This window comes from Rathayibacter sp. AY1H2, assembly GCF_002931985.1.
Classification (GTDB): Bacteria; Actinomycetota; Actinomycetes; order Actinomycetales; family Microbacteriaceae; genus Rathayibacter.
On sequence record NZ_PSUV01000015.1, the window covers coordinates 73,392 to 90,733 of the forward strand.

Sequence of the window (17,342 nt, forward strand, 5' to 3'; positions counted from 1 at the left end):
GAGGTCAGGATGCCAGCCGCCGCCCGGCCGCACGACTCCCCCGTCCCGGGCGTCCGCCGGCGGGTGCTCAGCGCTCGCCCCGCTCCCGGTGCACAGGACTCGGGCGGCCCCCGCGGACGAGAGCGGCGTCAGCCGTGCGCCGCGAGCCGGGTGCGCTGGGGCACCAGGAGCTCGAGCAGCTCCTCGACCCCGTCGACCCGCTGCGGCTCGACCGGGTGCCCGGGTCCGCACGGCTTGTAGGCGGGCGGATCCACGTTCAGGACGTGCCCGACGGGCCGCCCCTTCTCCCAGACCGTGAGGAGGAAGGCGCCGTCCCGCTCGTCGGGGGCGCCGATCTCGAAGACCCGGCCGCGCACGATGGCGCACTGCGGCTCCTTGCGCGCGAGGCGCACCCAGAAGGGATGGTCTCCGGTCATCGTGCCAGTCCTCCCCGGCCGACCCGCGGCCGTGCCCGTAGCGGTCGACCGGTGATCGTGTCGTCGGCGACCCGCAGGGCCACGGTACGTCCGCCTCCCCTCAGCCGATCAGGGGGTTCACTGCGGAGCCTCGCAGTGGTAGCGGACGCCGGTCGCGCCCGGACGCGCACGACGGGGAACCACTCACTGCTCGTAGGAGTCCTCGTAGTCGGCACCACTGGTCAGCTCGCCGTCGCCGGGCTGCACGGGATGCTCGCCGGTGAGCGCGTCGATCCGCTCGCGCAGCCGTGCCACCTCCGCCGCGTTGTCCGGCTCGGGCAGGTCGCTCGGCGTGGTCTCGACGATGAGGGCGGCCGCGGCGTTCACGAGGAAGGTGGCGTCGACCGTCCCGCCGTCCGCGCCGATCCCCGTGTACTCGACGGTGTCGGCCGCGCCTTTCGCGGCGAGGGCGACGGCGTACTCGACGAGCGCGTCGGCCGCCTCGTCCCCCACGAGGATCGTCTTGTCGGCGAAGAGGATGTGCTTCATGCCGTCCATGCTCGGCAGCGCCGGCTGCGTGGAGGGAGGAGGTTGACAGAGGACCGCCGCTGACGGAAGACCTGGACAGATCGAGCAGAGAATGGCAGGCCGGGTTGTCGGATCCCTCCGGTCTGCGGAAGGGTGGTGGCAACGGCGGGCGCCTGCCGGCCGGAGATCAGGGGCTGGAGACGCCGATGGGGAAGCTGCACTACGACGGGACCGTCGAGATCGATTTCGAGGACCGCGTGCTCGCGCACCTGCAGATCGTCATCACCGCGAAGCTGCGCCGCAACGAGTCGTTCCTGCTCAGCTGGCGCGACGACCACAGCATGGGCGACGGCCGCAGCGCGATCTGGATCCACCCCTCCCACGCGCTCCGCTACAAGTACTTCGGCGGCCGGATGCCCCGCATCAACCCCGCCTGGATCTCCGCGCTCACCGACCTCGCGAACTCCGCGGGCGGGCTGTACGTGATCTCGGAACCCGCCGAACCGGTGCGTCCTCCGGCGAAGGGCGATCAGCTGTGAAGCGCATCGACCTGATCTACAACGGCACCGCCTACACGGTCAACAACAGGAGCCTCGAGGAGTTCCGCGCCGAGGTCGAGGCCGCCCTCGCCTCCCCGACCCCGCAGTGGCTGACCGTCAACTACGGCGAGGGACGCGCGAATCCGGCGCTCCTCCTCATCACGCCGTACACCCCGCTATCGATCATCACGAACGACTTCGACGAGCTCAACGCAGAGCACAAGTAGCGGCGGACCTCGGGGAGGTCAACCACGTCGTCCGGTCGATCCGCGCCCCGTACCGTCGGGCAGGACCTCGTCGACGTCGTGCGCGGACCCCGCACGGCGACACCCGATCGACACCGCCCGCGCCCCGGCGCGCAGAACAACGGCCGCGGACACCCGGCCAGGAGCCGTGATGACAGATCCCGCCTTCGCCGTCCTCGACGACCTCATCGCCGCCCTCGAGCGTCCCGGCTCGATCGACCCCGGCCTGAGCCGCTCCGTCGCCGTGCAGGCCGCCGTCCTCCGGCTCCCGTCGCCCCGCACCATGCACCGTCCGCGCCCGACGAGCCGCTTCACGGGCCGTCGCCTCGTGCGCCCGGGCAGCGCAGCCAGGCGGGCTCCCGCGCGTCACCGCGTCGTGGTCCCCGCCGGTCCGGCGGAGCGTCGCTCCGAGCGGAGCCGACGGCTAAAATGGGTGCGGTGACCGACTCCGACGCTCTCTGCGACCCGTATCTGCGCGGGTATCCGATCGACGGCGTCGCGATCTCCACGCTCGGCAGCCCCTTCGGCGGCGAGACCGTCGCCGCGAGCGACAGCACCGCGAGCCGGCTGGACGAGATCCAGATCGACCTCGGCGAGGGCCCGTGCTGGGAGGCGATCCGCGCTGCCGGCCCCGTCTCGGTGCCGGACACCGGCGCGGAGGAGCGCTGGCCGCTCTTCACCGAGGCGATCGGCCCCACGGCGGTGCGCGCGGTCTTCGCCTTCCCGCTCTCGATCGCGGGGCTCTCGATCGGCGCGGTCGACCTCTACTCCCGCCGCCCCACGTCGCTCAGCGACTCCCTCCTCGGCCGGATCAGCGCCTCGACCACCGCGACGGCGCTGCTGGTGCTTGCCGCGGTGCTGCGCGACAACGAGGTCGAGGAGAGCACGAATCCGCGCTCGCGACGCGTGGTGCACCAGGCGACCGGCATGATCATCGCGCGCTACGGCAGCACGGCCGAGGAGGCGCAGCTGCTGCTGCGCGCCCACGCCTTCGCCCAGCAGCGCTCCGTCGTCGATGTCGCCTCCGGCATCGTGGCCCGGCACGACGGGTTCCCCGACCGCCCTCTCACCGCCCAGGACGACACATGGTGACGAACTCCCGCGAGCGCAGCGTCATCCAGACGTTCGTCGCCCTCTCCGACACACTGGTCGACGACTACGACGTCGTCGACTTCACCCAGACCCTCGTGGAGAGCAGCGCGACCCTCTTCGACGCCGTCTCGGCGGGGCTCGTCCTCGCCGACTCCACCGGCTCCCTCGAGGTGCTCGCCTCCACGGACGAGGACACCCGGCTGATCGAGCTGCTCCAGCTCGACAGCGGGTCGGGCCCGTGCATCCAGTGCTTCGAGACCGGGCGGCCGGTGATCGTCGAGGACGCCCGCGCCGTGGGCGAGGAGTGGGCGGAGTTCCGGACGCTGGCGGTCGAGCTCGACGTGCTCTCGGCGCACTGCGTGCCGATGCGCTCGGCGGGGACGACGATCGGCTCCCTCAACCTCTTCCAGGCCCGGCCCGGCCGGCTCGATCCGGACGACATCGCGGTCGTGCAGGCGTTCGCCGACGTCGCGACGATCGGGATCCTGCACCAGCGCGCGCTCCAGCAGAGCGCGGTCACCCAGGAGCAGCTGCAGCACGCCCTCGACAGCCGGGTGCTGATCGAGCAGGCGAAGGGGATCCTCGCCTACGCCCACCGCACCACGGTCGAGCAGGCCTTCGAGGTGCTGCGGGTCCGCGCGCGAGCGACGTCGACTCCGATCACGACGCTCGCCCAGGAGATCATCCGCGACTACCGGCGCTGACGCTCCGCACCCGCGGAGCAGGAGCGGGGCGGATCCGCGTCGGCGGCGCCGCGGCTCGGAGCTCAGTACTCGTTCTCGAGCTCCCACGTCGCGCGGGGGTCGACGTCCGAGGCGGGCACCGGTCCGCCCGCACTGTCGAGCGCGTCGAGGCGCTCGAGGATCTCGGTGCTCGACTCCGCCGCTGCGCTACCGGCCCCTGCGACCACCAGGGGGACGCCGAGCCCGACGGTGAGCGTCACGACGGAGGATGGGGCCGAGTCGTCGGCGACGCTGACCGTGCTCATCCGGTGCCGCTGCGCGAGCGCGAGCGAGTACCGGACGACGGCGTCGGCGGTCGCGTCGTCGAGGGAGAGGGAGCCACCGGTGTGGAAGAGCGTCGTCATGGTCAAGTCCTCGCAGGGCAGGCGGATGGGCATGGTTCCGTCACCGGGGGCCAGGATGCGGTGCGCTCACGCTACGCCCTGGGCGCTCGGGGGTGCAGGTCTTGCGCCGATGCGCTCCCCTGTCGCATGGTTCGCTCTCGCCGCCGGAGCAATTCCCCCATGGCTCTGAGGCGGCTCACATGTTAACGTGAACACACGCGTCGGTCCCCTCGGCTCGACGCATCCCTCCCCTGAAGGAAAGGTCTCGACGATGAGACGACGCTCCCCGGAGCCCCCTGCCGCCGCGCCTCGGCGCCGCGTGCGATCCCTCTTCCTCTCCGCTCTCGCCTGCACGAGCGTCGCCCTCACCGGTGCTCTCGTCCCCGTCTCGGCGCAGGCCGTCGACGTCCCGGCGCCCACCGCGCACTACGACATGTCCCACGCCGGCTCGGCCCTGCTCGACATCTCGGGCAACGGACGCAACGCCACCCTGACCGGCCTCACCGACGCGTCCTTCGCGAACGCCGGCGGCGACCAGGTCGCCCGGTTCAAGAACGACGGCTACGCGAGCCTGCCCCAGGGCCTGGTCACCGGAGCCGACAACGCCTTCGCCGTCGAGTACACGGTGAAGACGCAGACCACCGCCAACCAGTTCGGCTGGGTCATCGGCGACGGCGTCGGCCCGTGGAACACCACGCAGCTCGGCAACCACGTCTTCGTGAACCCGCGCAACCCCGACGGCTCGCCCAGCGGACAGGTCCTCGCGGGCATCCGCGTCAAGGAGCCCACCAACAACGGCGAGACCCGCATGCCGTTCGGCGGCACGCTGAACCCCGGGTTCACGACGCTCACGCTCGTCGGCACCGGCACGGGGTCGAGCACCGTGCTGACCCTCTACCGCGACGGCACGCAGATCTCGACCGCGAACACCACGAAGTCGATGGCGAGCATCGTCCCGACCGGGTCCACGCTCGGCTACCTCGGCCGCTCGCTCTACTCCGGCGACGCGCTCGTGACCGCCGACGTCACCGACGTGAAGTTCTGGGACACCTCCCTCACCGCCGAGCAGGTCGCCTCGAGCATGCCGACCGCCGCGGCGAAGGCGTCCGCGACCTCCGCCCTGCTGCGCTCGGACATCCAGCCCGTCCTGCTGGCCGGCAACCCGTCGCTGACCCAGGTCTCCTCGAACCTGACGCTGCCCGCCTCCACCAGCGGCGTCCCGCTCACCTGGACCTCCTCGAACAGCGCGGTCGTCTCGGCCACCGGCGTCGTCTCGCGCTCGATCGCGCAGAACACCCCGGTCACCCTGACGGCGACCACCGCCCAGGGCGCGACGATCGCCTTCGAGGTGGTCGTGCTCGCCCCGAGCATCAACGACGACCTCGACGCGCTGAAGCTCGCCACGCGCACCACCGAGAACCTCCCCCTCGCGGTGAAGGGCGCCCGGAACGGCACCGACATCACCTGGACCTCCTCGGACCCGGCCCTCGTCACACCGACGAACACCTCCTACGCGGCTCCGGCGGTCGGCGCGGCCGACCCCTACCGCGGCGGCGGCGTGGTCACCCGACCGGCCTACGGCTCCGGGGACAGGACCGTCACCCTCACCGCGACGGCCACCCTCAACGGCGTCACCGAGACGCGCGCCTTCACGCTGACGGTCGCCGAGCTCGGCCGCACCGCTCCCGACGCGGGCTACGCCTCGGCGTACTTCAAGTCGGACGGCGACGAGAAGATCTACCAGGCCGCGACCTCGGGCAACGACTTCTTCACCTTCTCGCCGGTCAACGGCGGGAAGGCGGTCATCACCTCGACGACCGACACGAAGGGCCTGCGCGACCCGTTCATCCTCCGCTCGCACAACGGCGACAAGTACTACATGGTCGCCACCGACCTCTGCATCTCCTGCGGCACCGGCTGGGGCGACGCCCAGTCCAAGGGCAGCCTGAAGATCGAGGTCTGGGAGTCGACCGACCTGGTGCAGTGGACCCGCACCAACGGCGCCGACACCGGCATCACGGTGAACCAGCCGGCCGCCGGAATGACCTGGGCGCCCGAGGCGTACTGGGACGACGCCCTGCAGTCCTACGTCGTGTTCTTCTCCTCGCGCCTCTACTCCGACGCGACGAAGACCAACAGCGACAAGCTCTACGCCCGCGTCTTCTCCGTGATCACCCGCGACTTCCGCACCTTCACCGCTCCTCCCGCCACCTGGCAGGACACCGGCTACGCGCGGATCGACTCGACGATCACGAAGATCGGCGACTACTACTACCGCTTCACCAAGAACGAGGAGGGCGGCGCCGCCGGCACCCTCGAGGCCGGAAAGGACATCTTCCTCGAGAAGTCGAAGGTCCTGACCGCCGGGACGACCTCCTCGAACTGGAGTGCCGACCCGAACACCACCTGGCAGCTCACCGACACCCGGATGACCTCGCTCGAGACCGGCCAGGCCGGTGAGGGACCCGAGATCATCAAGCTGAACGCGGGCGACCCGAACGACACCACCGGCACGGGCGACGGCTACGCGTTCCTCGTCGACAACTACGGCGACGGCGGCTACAAGGCCTTCCTCACATCCGGAGCGGCCATCGCCGGCAGCTCGCAGACGAACCGCCTCTCGCAGTCGGCCGACTGGAACGTCTCGCCCAAGAGCCGCGCCGGCCTCCCGGCCAGCCCGCGGCACGGTGCGTTCGTGAGCGTCCCGCAGACGGTCCTCACCGCCATGAAGAACTGGACCGGCGTCACTGCCGTCGACTCCACCACGACCCTCACCGCCGACGGCCGCACGGTCACGGCGACGGTCGCGGCGGCCGACAAGGGCGACGTCGTCGGCTCGGTCACCTTCACCGGCGGCTCGTGGACCTCGACCGTCCCGCTCTCCGGCGGCTCGGCGAGCGTCTCGGTCCCGGCGGACGTGACCGGCGTCACGGCCTCCTACACCGGGTACGCGGACAAGCTGGTGCGCACGTCGGTCTCGGCCGCCGTCCCGCTGGACACCCTCGAGCTCGTCTCCGCGGTCGCCACGCGCTGCGTCGCCGGCAAGATCGTGCTCACCGCGACCGTGAAGAACACCGACACCGCTGCCGCGGACGTCACGATCACCTCGGCCTACGGCTCGAAGTCGTTCACCGCGGTCGCACCCGGATCGTCCGCCTCCGCCGCCTTCACCACCCGCCTGGCCTCGACGCCGGCCGGCACGGTGACGGTGACCGGATCGGCGACCGGCCAGCCCGCGTTCACCGCGACGGTCCCCGTGGCCGCCGCGCGCTGCTGACGCACTGACGACGAAGGGCCCCCTCCTGCGCTCGCGCGGGAGGGGGCCCTTCGTCGTTCCCGGGTCAGACGGTGGGAGCGAGCAGGTCCGCGTGGTGGGCGGCCGCCACGTTCGGGTGGGCCCGGAGCCGGTAGCGCAGCGCGTTCTCGCCGTAGGTCTCGAGGATCGGCGCGTTCGTCGGGTCGACCGAGAGGCCGGACTTGAGCTCCTCGGGCAGCGGGAGCGAGGGCATGGTGGCCGAGAGCGCGGGATTGAAGAAGAACGGGATCGAGATCCGGTCCGTTCCGATCAGCGGCGAGATCACGCGGTGCAGCGTGGCCTTGAGGTAGCCGCCCGTGGCGAGCTCCAGCATCTCGCCGATGTTGACGACGAACGCGCCCTCCATCGCGGGTGCCTCGATCCACGAGCCGTCGTGCTCGACCTGCAGGCCGCCCTTGCCGGGCTCGACCAGCAGCAGCGTCAGCACGCCGCCGTCGCGGTGCGCGCCCACGCCCTGCTTGGGCTCCGGGTCGGAGGTGCCCGGGTAGCGGACCACCTTCACCAGCGAGAACGGCCGCTCGGCGAACGCCTCGTCGAACACGTCCTCCGGAGCGTCGAGCGCGACGGCCCAGGTGCGCAGCAGCCGGATGGCGACCGCAGCGAGCTCCGCGTGCCAGCGCTCGAAGACCTCGCGGAACTCCGGCAGCGCCTCGGGCCAGAGGTTCGGCCCCTCGAGGCGCTCGTAGTCGGCGACGCCGGGCCCGGCGGGAACGGCCGGTCGGTCGATGCCGATGTCGACCTGCTCGCGGTAGTCGACGTCGCCGTTGGTGAGCTCGGCGCCGAAGCGGGTGTAGCCGCGGAACTGCGGGCTGAGGGTGTTCTCGATCGCGAGCTTCTCCTCCTCCGGCAGGTCGAAGAAGCGGCGGGAGACGGCGACGACGTCGTCGAGGAGGTCCTGGGGCACGCCGTGGCCGACGAGGTAGAAGAAGCCCACGTCGTGCGTGGTCTCCCGGAGGTCGCGGCGGAAGGCGGCGGCCTCCGCCTCCCCCTGGTCGAGGCGGGACAGGTCGAGGATCGGCAGGGAATCGGTCATGCACCGACTCTCGCGCACGAACCTGCACAGCAGTCGATTGTTACGACAACCAAAACGGCGGGCCCCGCCACGGCACGGAAGAGGGTTCCTCCGCGCCGCGACCGGGCCCGCCGTGAGCGCCGAGTGTTACGGCGTGGGCATGCCGCCGTTGACGTGCAGCGTCTCGCCGACGACGTAGCTCGACTCCGGGGAGGCGAGGAACACGTAGGCGGGAGCGAGCTCGGCCGGCTGGCCCCAGCGTCCGAGCGGCGTCTGCGAGCCGACCTCGGGCAGCTTGTCGGACGGCTGGCCGCCCGCGGTCTGCAGCGGCGTCCAGATCGGGCCCGGGGCGACGACGTTCACGCGGATCCCCTTGGGCGCGAGCTGCTGCGCGAGCGCCTTCGAGAACGTGTTGATCGTGGCCTTCGTGCTGGCGTAGTCGACCAGCATCGGCGACGGCTGGTAGGCCTGGATCGACGAGGTGCTGATGATCGCGGAGCCCGGGGCGAGGTGCGGCACGGCCGCCTTCGTCATCCAGAACATCGCGTAGACGTTGGTCTTGAAGGTCTCGTCGAACTGCTCGTCCGAGAGCTCGAGGAAGTCCTCGACGTGCTGCTGCTTGCCCGCGTTGTTGACCAGGATGTCGAGTCCGCCCAGGCCCTCGACGGCCTTCGCGACGGCGCCCACCGCGAAGTCGTGGTCGGTGATGTCGCCGGGGATGGCGACGGCGGTGCGGCCGGCCTCCTCGATCAGCGCGACGACCTTCTTCGCGTCGGACTCCTCCTCGGGGAGGTAGACGATCGCGACGTCGGCGCCCTCGCGGGCGTAGGCGATGGCGACGGCCGCGCCGATGCCCGAGTCGCCTCCGGTGACGAGCGCCTTGCGCCCGGTCAGACGGCCGGAGCCGCGGTAGGTCGACTCGCCGCGGTCGGCGGGGTCGTCCATCTTCGAGTCGAGGCCGGAGCCCTCCTGGTACTGGGCCTCCGTGTCGATGTCGGCGAACATCGCGGTCGGGTCTTGGAACGTGTACTGGTCGTTCTGCGGAGTCTGGTCGTTCTGCGAGGTCATGTCTCGACGCTAGGCGCGCGGGATCGGCGGCCGCGCGTGCTTGACAGCCCCGATCCGCCAGGACACAGGAGGTCTTCAGGAGCCGCGGAGCCCCCCGGATCGGGGAGAATGGTGCGGTGACCCGCGACGACTCCCTGTCCTTCGACACCACGGCGCCGCTGCCCGGCTGGCAGCACGCCTACTCCGGCAAGGTGCGCGACCTCTACACCCCCGACGACGCCGACCCCGTGCTCGGCGCCGACCGCATGCTCGTCGTCGCCAGCGACCGGGTCAGCGCGTACGACGCGGTCCTCGAGCCCGGGATCCCCGGCAAGGGCGAGCTGCTGACCACGCTCTCCCTCTGGTGGTTCGCGCAGCTCTCCGACGTCCCCAACCACCTGATCCCGGGCGACATCCCCGAGGCGGTCCGCGGCCGGTCGATGCTGGTGAAGACGCTCGACATGTTCCCGATCGAGTGCGTCGTGCGCGGCTACCTCTCCGGCAGCGGCTGGAAGGAGTACCGGGAGACGGGCTCCGTCTGCGGCGTCCCGCTCCCCGAGGGCCTCCACGACGGCGACGCGCTCCCCGAGCCGATCTACACCCCCGCGTGGAAGGCCCCGCAGGGCGAGCACGACGAGAACATCACCTTCGAGCGCACGGTCGAGATCGTCGGGGAGGAGGCCGCGGAGGCGCTGCGCACCCTCTCGCTCGCCGTCTTCCGCGAGGCGTCCACCATCGCCCTGGCCCGCGGCGTGCTGCTGGCCGACACGAAGTTCGAGTTCGGGGTCGACCGCGGGACCGGAGTCGTCACCCTCGGCGACGAGGTCCTCACGAGCGACTCCTCCCGCTACTGGGACGCCGACGACTACGACGCCGGCATCCGCGGCCGCTCGTTCGACAAGCAGATCGTGCGCGACTGGCTCTCCGACAACTGGGACGGCCAGGGCCTCCCGCCGACCCTCCCGTCCGAGATCGTCGAGCGCACGGCCGCGCGCTACCGCGAGCTCATCGAGCGCCTCACGCGCTGAGGCACCGGAACGACCTGTGGACGATCACCACCCTCGCGTCCGGCTGGAGGCCCGCGGCGAGGATCCGGACGAGGCGCGGCACAGCCTCGCGCGGCTCTACAACGGCGACGAGTGGCGCGCCGCCACCACCGCGGCCGACTTCAGCTACCGCTACGCGGCCATCGGCGACGGCGGGATGACCCTCCGCACCTCGCGGATGTCCGGGCGCCTCGCGGGCGGCGTGGGCGACTCGGACGACGTCGTCGTGCAGTGGATCGTGGGCGGCTCCGGCCGGATCGACGTCGGCCGCGCCTCGATCGCGATGGAGGAGAACCGTCCCGTCCTCTTCCCCGTCGGCCGGCCGTTCGCCTTCGACTACGTCGACTTCGACCAGCGCCTGGTGCACCTCGACCGGGGAGTGGTCGACCGGGTCGCCGCCGAGCGGGGCCTCGTCGGGTCCCTCGTCTTCGACTCCGAGCACCGCCCCGACGCCGCGGCGATCCGCCGCTGGCGCACGGCCGTCGCCGACTCCGCCCGCGCGCTGCGCAGCGAGCGCGTCGAGCCGCTGCTCTGGGACGAGCTCACCCGCGCCACGGCCTCCGCGCTGCTCGACCTCTACCCTCCGGAGTCCGCTCCGGTCCCGCCCGAGCTCCTCGCACCCCGGAACGCGCGGGTCCGCACGGCCGTCGAGTACGTGCACGCCCACTGCAGCGAGCCGATCGGCCCGGCCGAGATGGCGGCGGCGTCGGGCCTGACCGTTCGGGGCCTGCAGTCCGCGTTCCAGCGGGTGCTCGGGATGCGCCCGATCGCCTACCTGCGCCTGGTGCGGCTCGACCGCGCCCGAGTGGAGCTGGCGGCGAGCCCGCCCCACGGGACGACGGTCGCCGCCGTCGCCCGGCACTGGGGCTTCGGGAACGCGGGCCGCTTCAGCGCGGCCTACGCGGAGCGGTTCGGCGAGTCGCCGAGCGCCACCCTGCAGAGCTGATCAGTCGACGAGCTCGGGCGGCGGCTGCCCCTCGAGGATGCGGCTGAGGCCGTCGAGCAGCACCGCGACGGTCGCGGCCTCCGACTCGGGCACCTTCGCGACCATCGCGCGGATCTGCTCGTAGGTCGGGTCGTCGGTGCCGACGATGGCCTTCTGCGCGCGCTCCGTCAGGCAGAGGATGCGGCCGCGGCCGTCGGACGGGTCGGGAGTGCGGTTCACGTAGCCGGCGCGGGCGAGGCGGTCGACGAGGAGGGAGACGGCCGCCGTCGTGATCGGCAGGGCCGCGGACAGGTCGACGGCGCGGACGATCTCGTCGCGCCGCTCCCCGACCCCGATCAGCCGCAGGGCCGCGAGATCCGTGGCGCCGATGCCCAGGCGGCGCTCCACGCGGCCGTCGTAGTCGCGCTCCGCCGTGCGCAATCGCGCGAGCAGAGCGAACAGGTCTGGCCGAGCGTCCATCGAGGTGCACCTTCCGAGCGGCAGGCGCCCCGGACGGGAACTCGCTGCCCCCATCGAACCACTTCTCCGGCGATCGGACGGCGTGTGTCCCGAAAGCGCAGTCGGCGCCGAGACTGTTAGTCAACCGACTTAGCAATACCTAGTGTCGACGGTGCGGCACGCCTTCCGTGCGCCGCCGACGGTGAGGAGGTGCGCGCGATGGGACGACTGCTCTACGGCGCACCCGCCAGCTCGCACTCCTTCGAGGACCGCGCCCTGGCCCACCTCCAGACCGTGATCACCTCGCGGTTCCGCCGCGGCGAAGGCTTCCTCCTGACGATCGAGGACGCCGAGGGCCGCCGGTCCGAACTGTGGCTCCACCCCGGCATCCCCACCCGCTACGAGTACGACGGCACCGCCGCGATCGAGCTGAACCCGCACTGGCTGCGCGAGCTCTCGAACGCCTCGAACGGCCGCCTCGGCCTCCACCTCCTCCCCGAAACCTCGTCGCCCGACGACCTCTCCGTGAAGAAGATCCCCGCATGAGCGACCACAACGGCACACTGTTCCGGCGCGGAGGCACCGTCCGCTTCGTCCGCTGGATCTCGTCCCGCGACGGCGGCTGGGCCCCCGAGATCGTGCAGGGGCGCTACCTCGAGCGCGACGACCGCGGCTGGCTGGTCGAGATCGAGGGCACCCCGACGGTGCTCGCGAAGGACGACTGGGCCGTCTACCGCTGACCGGCTCTGCGCTCGGCGTACTGTTGAGCAGGTGCGTTCTCGTGATCGCCGCGGCATCACCTCGGCTCCCCTCCTCCTGACGACCATCGGAACGACGAGCCTCGTCTTCCTCTGCGCGTTCGAGTCGCTCGCCGTGACGACGATCATGCCGATCGTCAGCGCCGACCTCGACGGCCGCGCCCTCTACCCCCTGGCCTTCGCGGCGACGCTCGCCGCCGCCGTGGTCGGGATGGTCGCGGCCGGCTCCTCGGCCGACCGCCGCGGCCCGACGCCGTCGCTCGTGGTCGCGATCCTGCTCTTCACCCTCGGTCTCGTCGCCGCGGGTGCCGCGCAGTCGATGCCGGTCTTCGTGGCGGCCCGCCTGCTGCAGGGGCTGGGCAGCGGAGGGATCACCGTCACCCTCTACGTGCTCGTCGCGCGGGTCTACCCGAGCGAGCTGCATCCGAGGATCTTCGGCGCCTTCGCCGCGGCCTGGGTCGTGCCGTCGCTGGTGGGGCCGCTGGTGGCCGGAGTCGTCGCCGAGCTCGCGAGCTGGCACTGGGTCTTCTTCGGAGTCGTCGCCCTGGTGGCCCTCGCGAGCGCCGCGATCGCGCCGACGCTCCGCTCGCTCGAGCCGCGCGAGCGCCTCCCCTTCGATCGCCGGGCCGTCGGCCGCATCGCCCGCGCCGTGGTCGTCTCGGCCGGAGTCGTCGTGCTGAGCACGAGCGCCGAGCTCGCGCCCGACCTCGCCGGGCTCCTGGCCGCGGCCGCCGTGGTGGTCGTGGTCGTGGCGGTTCGCGCGCTCCTGCCCGCGGGCACGCTGCGCGCCCGGGGCGTCCTGCCGTCGGTGATCCTCCTCCGCGCCCTCGTCGCCGCGGCGTTCTTCGGCACCGAGGTCTACCTGCCGCTGCTGCTCTCGGAGCAGTACGGCCTGCCACCCTGGCTCTCGGGCGCCATGCTCACCGCGGGCGCCGTCTCCTGGGCTCTCGGCTCGAACATCCAGGGGCGCCCGGGCACCCGCCTCAGCCACGGCGGAGCGATGCGGCTCGGCTCGTCGCTCGTGCTCGCCGGCATCGGAGTCGTGCTGCTCGTCACGGTGCTCGCCCTCAGCCCGATCGTCGCGGGCGTGGGCTGGTTCCTGGCCGGCGGCGGCATGGGCACGATGTTCCCGCGGATGGGGACGATGACGCTCGCGCTCTCCGCTCCGGGCCGGGAGGGCTTCAACAGCTCGGCCCTGCAGATCGCCGACTCGACCGGCGCCTCGGTCTCCCTCGCGCTGACGGGCCTCCTCGCGGCGGCGGTCACCGGCCTGATCGGGGCCGGGACCGGGGTCTTCGCCGCGACCTTCTCGTACGCCGCGCTGATCGCGATCGTCGCGGTCGGTCTGGCCGGCCGGCTCGACGGGCTCCTGCGCCGCGAGGGACGCCGGGAGCCCGCCGAGCAGGCTCAGCTGTAGAGCGACTCCGGCACGTCGAGGCCGTAGATCGCGCGGCCGGACGACCAGATCACCGAGCAGGCGGCCCGGAGCAGATCGGTCGCGTCGTCGCCGGCGTCCACGATCACTACGGAGTCGCCGTCGAGGCGGACCTTGGCGCCGCGGACGGCGTGCGTGCCGTTCCGCGAGACCGTCGTCGCCGGGTAGGGCAGGTGCAGCTCGCGCAGGTCGCCGAGGATGTACGTCGGCCGGAGCGTCGGCTCCGCGGCGAGGAGCTGCTTGGCCCGGTCGATCCCGGTGAGCACATGGGCGCTCTCCATGTCGGCGCCGTTCGCGCCGGCGATGTCGGTGTCGAGCCGGTCGCCGAGGAACAGCGGGTTCGTCGAGCCGAAGCGCGCGGTCGCCGCGTCGAAGATGGCCCGCTCGGGCTTGCCCGCGACGACCGGGAGCCGGCCGACCGCGGTGTGCACGGCCGAGACGAGGGTCCCGTTGCCCGGGGCGATGCCGCGCGCGACGGGGATCGTCCAGTCGGTGTTCGTCGCGACCCACGGGATCCCCGTGTGGAGCGCGAACGAGGCCTCGGCCAGCTGCTCCCAGCCGACCGTGGGCGCGAAGCCCTGGATGACCGCCGCCGGCGAGTCCTCCGCGCTGCGCGTCACGGTGAACCCGGCGCGCTCGACCTCGGAGGTGAGGCCCTCCGCCCCGACGACGAGGATCGACGAGCCGGCCGGGACCAGGTCGGCGAGCAGCACGACCGCCGCCTGCGGGGAGGTGACGACGTCCTCGGGCCGGACGCTCAGCCCCAGCTCGGAGAGGTGCCCGGCGACGGAGGCGTCCGTGCGGGAGGCGTTGTTGGTGATGTAGCCGACCCGCAGCGTCTCGGCCGCGCGGTTGAGGCTCTCCACCGCGAAGGGGATCGCGTCGGCACCCTTGTAGACGACCCCGTCGAGGTCGGCCAGGACGGAGTCGCGGCCGTCGAGCGGAGTGGGCTCAGTCCTGCTGCTGCGGAACATCGGCGTCCTCCTCGGTGGTGTCGGCGGATTCGACCGACTCGTCGGCGGTCGGGTCAGCCGAGTCGAGAGCTTCATCCGGGTCCGTCTCGGCGAGATCGTCCGACTCGAGGGACTCGTCCGCGAAGGTCGGCTCGTCCGTGTCGACGACGTCGGCCTCGGCGTCAGCGGTCGCATCGGCGTCGTCCGCGTCCGCGTCGTCGTCGTCGTCGTCGGCGATCTCCTCGGAGACGGTCCGGTGGACCTCGTCCTCGTCCGCGTCGTCGACGGCGGTCGGGCCGTCCTCGTCGTCCAGGTAGTCGTCCGCGTCGTCGACCGCGGTCCCTTCCTCAACGCGATCGGGAGCGGACTCGGCCTCCGCCGACTCGTGCTCCTCCTCGATCACCTCGATCGTCTCGTCGTCACCGCCGCCCTCGGCCGCGAAGACGGCCTGCGCCGCGATGTCAGCGCGACGCTGCCACTCGGCCGCCTCCTCGGAGCGGCCGACCTCCTCGAGGACGAGCGAGTAGGCGGCGAAGAGATCCGGGCTGTACGAGAACGCGCGGTCCGGGTCCAGCTGCGGGATCTCGAGCTCCATGAGAGCGAGCTCCGCCTGCCCGAGGTCGAGGCGGGCGCCGGACATGGCGATGGCCAGCGACACCTGCGCGCCGGGGCTCAGCGTGGTGCGGTCGATCGACCGTCCCAGCTCGAGCGCCTTGTCGGGCCGGCCCACGCCGCGCTCGGAGTCGACCATCAGCGGCACCTGCTCGTCCGAGCCGGAGATCCGACGGAAGGTCCGCAGCTCGCGCAGCGCCAGGGCGAAGTCGCCCGTCGCGTACGCCGAGATGGCCAGCGACTCGCGGACAACGGCGATGCGTCCCGCGCGGCGGGCCGCCGAGAGCACGTGGCGGTGCGCCAGCTCGGGGTCCTCCTCGAGGAGGCGGCCGGCCATCACCAGGTGACGGGCGACCCATTCGGCGTTGTCCTTCGAGAGCGTGCGCAGCTCGTTGCGGGCGACCTTGTCGAGGTCCTTGGCCTGCACGTCGTCCGGAAGGTCCGGGTCGTCGTGGCGCGGACGCACCGACTGGAGGGAGCGCCGCTCGCGCTCCTCCTCGGTGAGCTCCGGCTCCTCGCGGGGGCCGCCGCGTCCGCCGCCGAAGCCCTCGCGTCCGCGTCCGCCGCCCTGGCGGTCTCCGCCGCCCCGACGATCGTCCGACCACGGCCTGCTTCCCCCATCGCGCGATCCACCGCGGAACGGCGGACGCGAGTCCCCGTCACGCTGCGGACGAGAGTCGCCACCACCAGGGTAGGAAGGGCGGGAGTCACCATCACGCTGCGGACGCGAATCTCCACCGCCACGGTAAGGAGGACGGGAGTCCCCGTCACGCTGGGGACGCGACTCGCCACCGCGATAGGGAGGCCGAGAGTCACCGTCCCGCTGCGGACGCGAGTCGCCACCGCGATAGGGAGGACGCGAGTCCCCATCGCGCTGCGGACGGGAATCCCCACCACCACGGTACGGAGGACGGGAGTCCCCATCGCGCTGAGGACGGGAATCCCCACCCCCGCGGTAAGGAGGACGAGAGTCACTGTCACGTTGCGGACGAGAGTCGCCGCCACCGCGGTACGGAGGACGGGAGTCCCCATCACGCTGCGGACGCGAATCGCCACCGCCACGGTAAGGAGGACGGGAGTCCCCGTCGCGCTGCGGACGGGAATCGCCGCCACCGCGGTACGGAGGACGAGAGTCCCCATCACGCTGCGGACGGGAGTCCCCACCGCCACGGTACGGAGGACGCGAGTCCCCATCACGCTGCGGACGGGAATCCCCACCACCACGGTACGGAGGACGAGAGTCCCCATCACGCTGCGGACGGGAGTCCCCACCACCACGGTACGGAGGACGCGAGTCCCCATCACGCTGCGGACGCGAATCCCCACCTCCACGGTAAGGAGGACGGGAGTCCCCATCACGCTGCGAACGGGAGTCCCCATCACGCTGCGGACGAGAGTCCCCACCACCACGGTACGGAGGACGAGAGTCCCCGTCGCGCTGCGGACGGGAATCGCCACCGCCACGGTACGGAGGACGCGAGTCACCATCACGCTGCGAACGGGAGTCGCCACCGCCACGATAGGGAGGACGAGCATCACCGTCGCGGCGGGGGCGGGAATCGCCCGAGCCGCCGCGATCGTTCGAGGAGCGGCCGGGGCCGCCGGCGCGAGGCGGCCGCTCGTCACGACGTCCGGAGTCCCGGTCGTTGCGGTCGGATCCTGAGTCGTCCATGCGTTCCTCGCCTGTCGTGGTGATGCTCTGTGGAGTTGACCCGCCCGAGGGCGGGGAGGACGGCCGTAACCGTCGCACCACCCTAACCCGCACCGCGCTCCAGTGAGCAGCGGGGATCCGTGGTGGTCGTTAAACAGCGATGACCACCCATTTCTGGGTGGCCATCGTGAATGGTGTCCGGCGGTGTCCTACTCTCCCACAGGGTCCCCCCTGCAGTACCATCGGCGCTGAGAGTCTTAGCT

At 72.0% G+C, this 17,342-nt stretch carries 19 protein-coding genes; 11 read left to right on the forward strand and 8 right to left on the reverse strand.

Features of this window, described 5'->3' with window-relative positions:
• Window positions 1-128: 128 nt before the first annotated feature.
• Window positions 129-416: a hypothetical protein gene (locus C5C29_RS17175; RefSeq protein WP_104223782.1), complete on the reverse strand. Its 288-nt coding sequence runs from the start codon at window positions 414-416 to the stop codon at window positions 129-131.
• Window positions 417-599: 183 nt separating this feature from the next.
• Entirely contained in the window at window positions 600-944 is a 345-nt protein-coding gene (locus C5C29_RS11940; protein WP_104226802.1) for a hypothetical protein, read from the reverse strand.
• A gap of 185 nt (window positions 945-1,129) precedes the next feature.
• On the opposite strand from C5C29_RS11940, the gene C5C29_RS11945 reads away from it, so the two are divergent.
• The 5 genes from C5C29_RS11945 (at window position 1,130) to C5C29_RS11965 (ending at window position 3,503) form a co-directional block, all read left to right on the forward strand.
• Entirely contained in the window at window positions 1,130-1,462 is a 333-nt protein-coding gene (locus tag C5C29_RS11945) for an ATP-dependent DNA ligase (protein ID WP_104223784.1), read from the forward strand.
• Complete coding sequence (locus tag C5C29_RS11950) at window positions 1,459-1,689, forward strand: hypothetical protein (RefSeq protein WP_104223785.1); 231 nt, start codon at window positions 1,459-1,461, stop codon at window positions 1,687-1,689. Before C5C29_RS11945 ends, C5C29_RS11950 begins: the two co-directional genes overlap by 4 nt.
• Window positions 1,690-1,858: 169 nt before the next feature.
• Window positions 1,859-2,149 (forward strand): hypothetical protein, encoded by a 291-nt coding sequence (locus C5C29_RS11955; RefSeq protein WP_104223786.1) that lies wholly within the window; start codon window positions 1,859-1,861, stop codon window positions 2,147-2,149.
• Complete coding sequence (locus C5C29_RS11960; RefSeq protein WP_104351715.1) at window positions 2,146-2,799, forward strand: GAF and ANTAR domain-containing protein; 654 nt, start codon at window positions 2,146-2,148, stop codon at window positions 2,797-2,799. Before C5C29_RS11955 ends, C5C29_RS11960 begins: the two co-directional genes overlap by 4 nt.
• Complete coding sequence (locus C5C29_RS11965) at window positions 2,793-3,503, forward strand: GAF and ANTAR domain-containing protein (protein ID WP_104223788.1); 711 nt, start codon at window positions 2,793-2,795, stop codon at window positions 3,501-3,503. Before C5C29_RS11960 ends, C5C29_RS11965 begins: the two co-directional genes overlap by 7 nt.
• 62 nt (window positions 3,504-3,565) lie before the next feature.
• On the opposite strand, the gene C5C29_RS11970 is transcribed toward C5C29_RS11965, so the two are convergent.
• Window positions 3,566-3,886, reverse strand: coding sequence for a hypothetical protein (locus tag C5C29_RS11970; protein ID WP_104223789.1), 321 nt, complete (start codon window positions 3,884-3,886; stop codon window positions 3,566-3,568).
• A gap of 298 nt (window positions 3,887-4,184) precedes the next feature.
• Between C5C29_RS11970 and C5C29_RS11975 the strand changes: the two genes are divergently transcribed.
• Window positions 4,185-7,142, forward strand: coding sequence for an immunoglobulin-like domain-containing protein (locus C5C29_RS11975; RefSeq protein WP_258067679.1), 2,958 nt, complete (start codon window positions 4,185-4,187; stop codon window positions 7,140-7,142).
• 64 nt (window positions 7,143-7,206) lie between these two features.
• Here the strand turns inward: C5C29_RS11975 and C5C29_RS11980 are convergent, their stop codons facing one another.
• Both C5C29_RS11980 and C5C29_RS11985 read right to left on the reverse strand, forming a co-directional pair.
• A complete protein-coding gene (locus tag C5C29_RS11980; protein ID WP_104223790.1) occupies window positions 7,207-8,214 on the reverse strand; it encodes an isopenicillin N synthase family oxygenase in 1,008 nt (335 codons plus the stop codon).
• 126 nt (window positions 8,215-8,340) lie between these two features.
• Window positions 8,341-9,261 carry a glucose 1-dehydrogenase gene (locus C5C29_RS11985; RefSeq protein WP_104223791.1) on the reverse strand — a complete coding sequence of 307 codons (921 nt, stop codon included), beginning with the start codon at window positions 9,259-9,261 and terminating at the stop codon, window positions 8,341-8,343.
• 116 nt (window positions 9,262-9,377) lie between these two features.
• On the opposite strand from C5C29_RS11985, the gene C5C29_RS11990 reads away from it, so the two are divergent.
• The gene (locus tag C5C29_RS11990; RefSeq protein WP_258062286.1) at window positions 9,378-10,268 is read left to right on the forward strand and encodes a phosphoribosylaminoimidazolesuccinocarboxamide synthase; all 891 of its coding nucleotides are present in this window, start codon (window positions 9,378-9,380) and stop codon (window positions 10,266-10,268) included.
• A gap of 16 nt (window positions 10,269-10,284) precedes the next feature.
• On the forward strand, window positions 10,285-11,232 hold the full coding sequence (locus C5C29_RS11995; protein WP_104223792.1) for a helix-turn-helix transcriptional regulator: 948 nt from the start codon (window positions 10,285-10,287) through the stop codon (window positions 11,230-11,232).
• Here C5C29_RS11995 and C5C29_RS12000 read toward each other — a convergent pair whose 3' ends face one another.
• Complete coding sequence (locus tag C5C29_RS12000; RefSeq protein WP_181065534.1) at window positions 11,233-11,691, reverse strand: MarR family winged helix-turn-helix transcriptional regulator; 459 nt, start codon at window positions 11,689-11,691, stop codon at window positions 11,233-11,235.
• A gap of 198 nt (window positions 11,692-11,889) precedes the next feature.
• Here C5C29_RS12000 and C5C29_RS12005 point away from each other — a divergent pair, with 198 nt between their 5' ends.
• The 3 genes from C5C29_RS12005 to C5C29_RS12015 are packed head-to-tail and all read left to right on the forward strand — an operon-like array spanning window position 11,890 to window position 13,845.
• Complete coding sequence (locus C5C29_RS12005; protein WP_104223794.1) at window positions 11,890-12,216, forward strand: hypothetical protein; 327 nt, start codon at window positions 11,890-11,892, stop codon at window positions 12,214-12,216.
• Window positions 12,213-12,410 (forward strand): hypothetical protein, encoded by a 198-nt coding sequence (locus C5C29_RS12010; RefSeq protein ID WP_068256013.1) that lies wholly within the window; start codon window positions 12,213-12,215, stop codon window positions 12,408-12,410. Before C5C29_RS12005 ends, C5C29_RS12010 begins: the two co-directional genes overlap by 4 nt.
• A gap of 31 nt (window positions 12,411-12,441) precedes the next feature.
• On the forward strand, window positions 12,442-13,845 hold the full coding sequence (locus C5C29_RS12015; RefSeq protein WP_104223795.1) for an MFS transporter: 1,404 nt from the start codon (window positions 12,442-12,444) through the stop codon (window positions 13,843-13,845).
• On the opposite strand, the gene C5C29_RS12020 is transcribed toward C5C29_RS12015, so the two are convergent.
• A complete protein-coding gene (locus C5C29_RS12020) occupies window positions 13,836-14,837 on the reverse strand; it encodes an HAD-IIA family hydrolase (protein ID WP_104223796.1) in 1,002 nt (333 codons plus the stop codon). The two genes, C5C29_RS12015 and C5C29_RS12020, sit on opposite strands and share 10 nt — an antisense overlap.
• Window positions 14,815-15,894, reverse strand: a complete 1,080-nt coding sequence (locus C5C29_RS12030) for a hypothetical protein (protein ID WP_146083487.1) — start codon at window positions 15,892-15,894, stop codon at window positions 14,815-14,817. The genes C5C29_RS12020 and C5C29_RS12030 overlap by 23 nt, the downstream gene beginning before the upstream one ends.
• Between the last annotated feature and the right edge of the window lie 1,448 nt (window positions 15,895-17,342).

Coding starts and splice junctions, on each gene's coding strand:
- C5C29_RS12005 (WP_104223794.1), top strand. CDS start 11,890: ATGGGACGACTGCTCTACGGCGCACCCGCCAGCTCGCACTCCTTCGAG.
- C5C29_RS11940 (WP_104226802.1), bottom strand. CDS start 944: ATGAAGCACATCCTCTTCGCCGACAAGACGATCCTCGTGGGGGACGAG.
- C5C29_RS11955 (WP_104223786.1), top strand. CDS start 1,859: ATGACAGATCCCGCCTTCGCCGTCCTCGACGACCTCATCGCCGCCCTC.
- C5C29_RS12020 (WP_104223796.1), bottom strand. CDS start 14,837: ATGTTCCGCAGCAGCAGGACTGAGCCCACTCCGCTCGACGGCCGCGAC.
- C5C29_RS11985 (WP_104223791.1), bottom strand. CDS start 9,261: ATGACCTCGCAGAACGACCAGACTCCGCAGAACGACCAGTACACGTTC.
- C5C29_RS11980 (WP_104223790.1), bottom strand. CDS start 8,214: ATGACCGATTCCCTGCCGATCCTCGACCTGTCCCGCCTCGACCAGGGG.
- C5C29_RS17175 (WP_104223782.1), bottom strand. CDS start 416: ATGACCGGAGACCATCCCTTCTGGGTGCGCCTCGCGCGCAAGGAGCCG.
- C5C29_RS12010 (WP_068256013.1), top strand. CDS start 12,213: ATGAGCGACCACAACGGCACACTGTTCCGGCGCGGAGGCACCGTCCGC.
- C5C29_RS12000 (WP_181065534.1), bottom strand. CDS start 11,691: ATGGACGCTCGGCCAGACCTGTTCGCTCTGCTCGCGCGATTGCGCACG.
- C5C29_RS11965 (WP_104223788.1), top strand. CDS start 2,793: ATGGTGACGAACTCCCGCGAGCGCAGCGTCATCCAGACGTTCGTCGCC.
- C5C29_RS11970 (WP_104223789.1), bottom strand. CDS start 3,886: ATGACGACGCTCTTCCACACCGGTGGCTCCCTCTCCCTCGACGACGCG.
- C5C29_RS11945 (WP_104223784.1), top strand. CDS start 1,130: ATGGGGAAGCTGCACTACGACGGGACCGTCGAGATCGATTTCGAGGAC.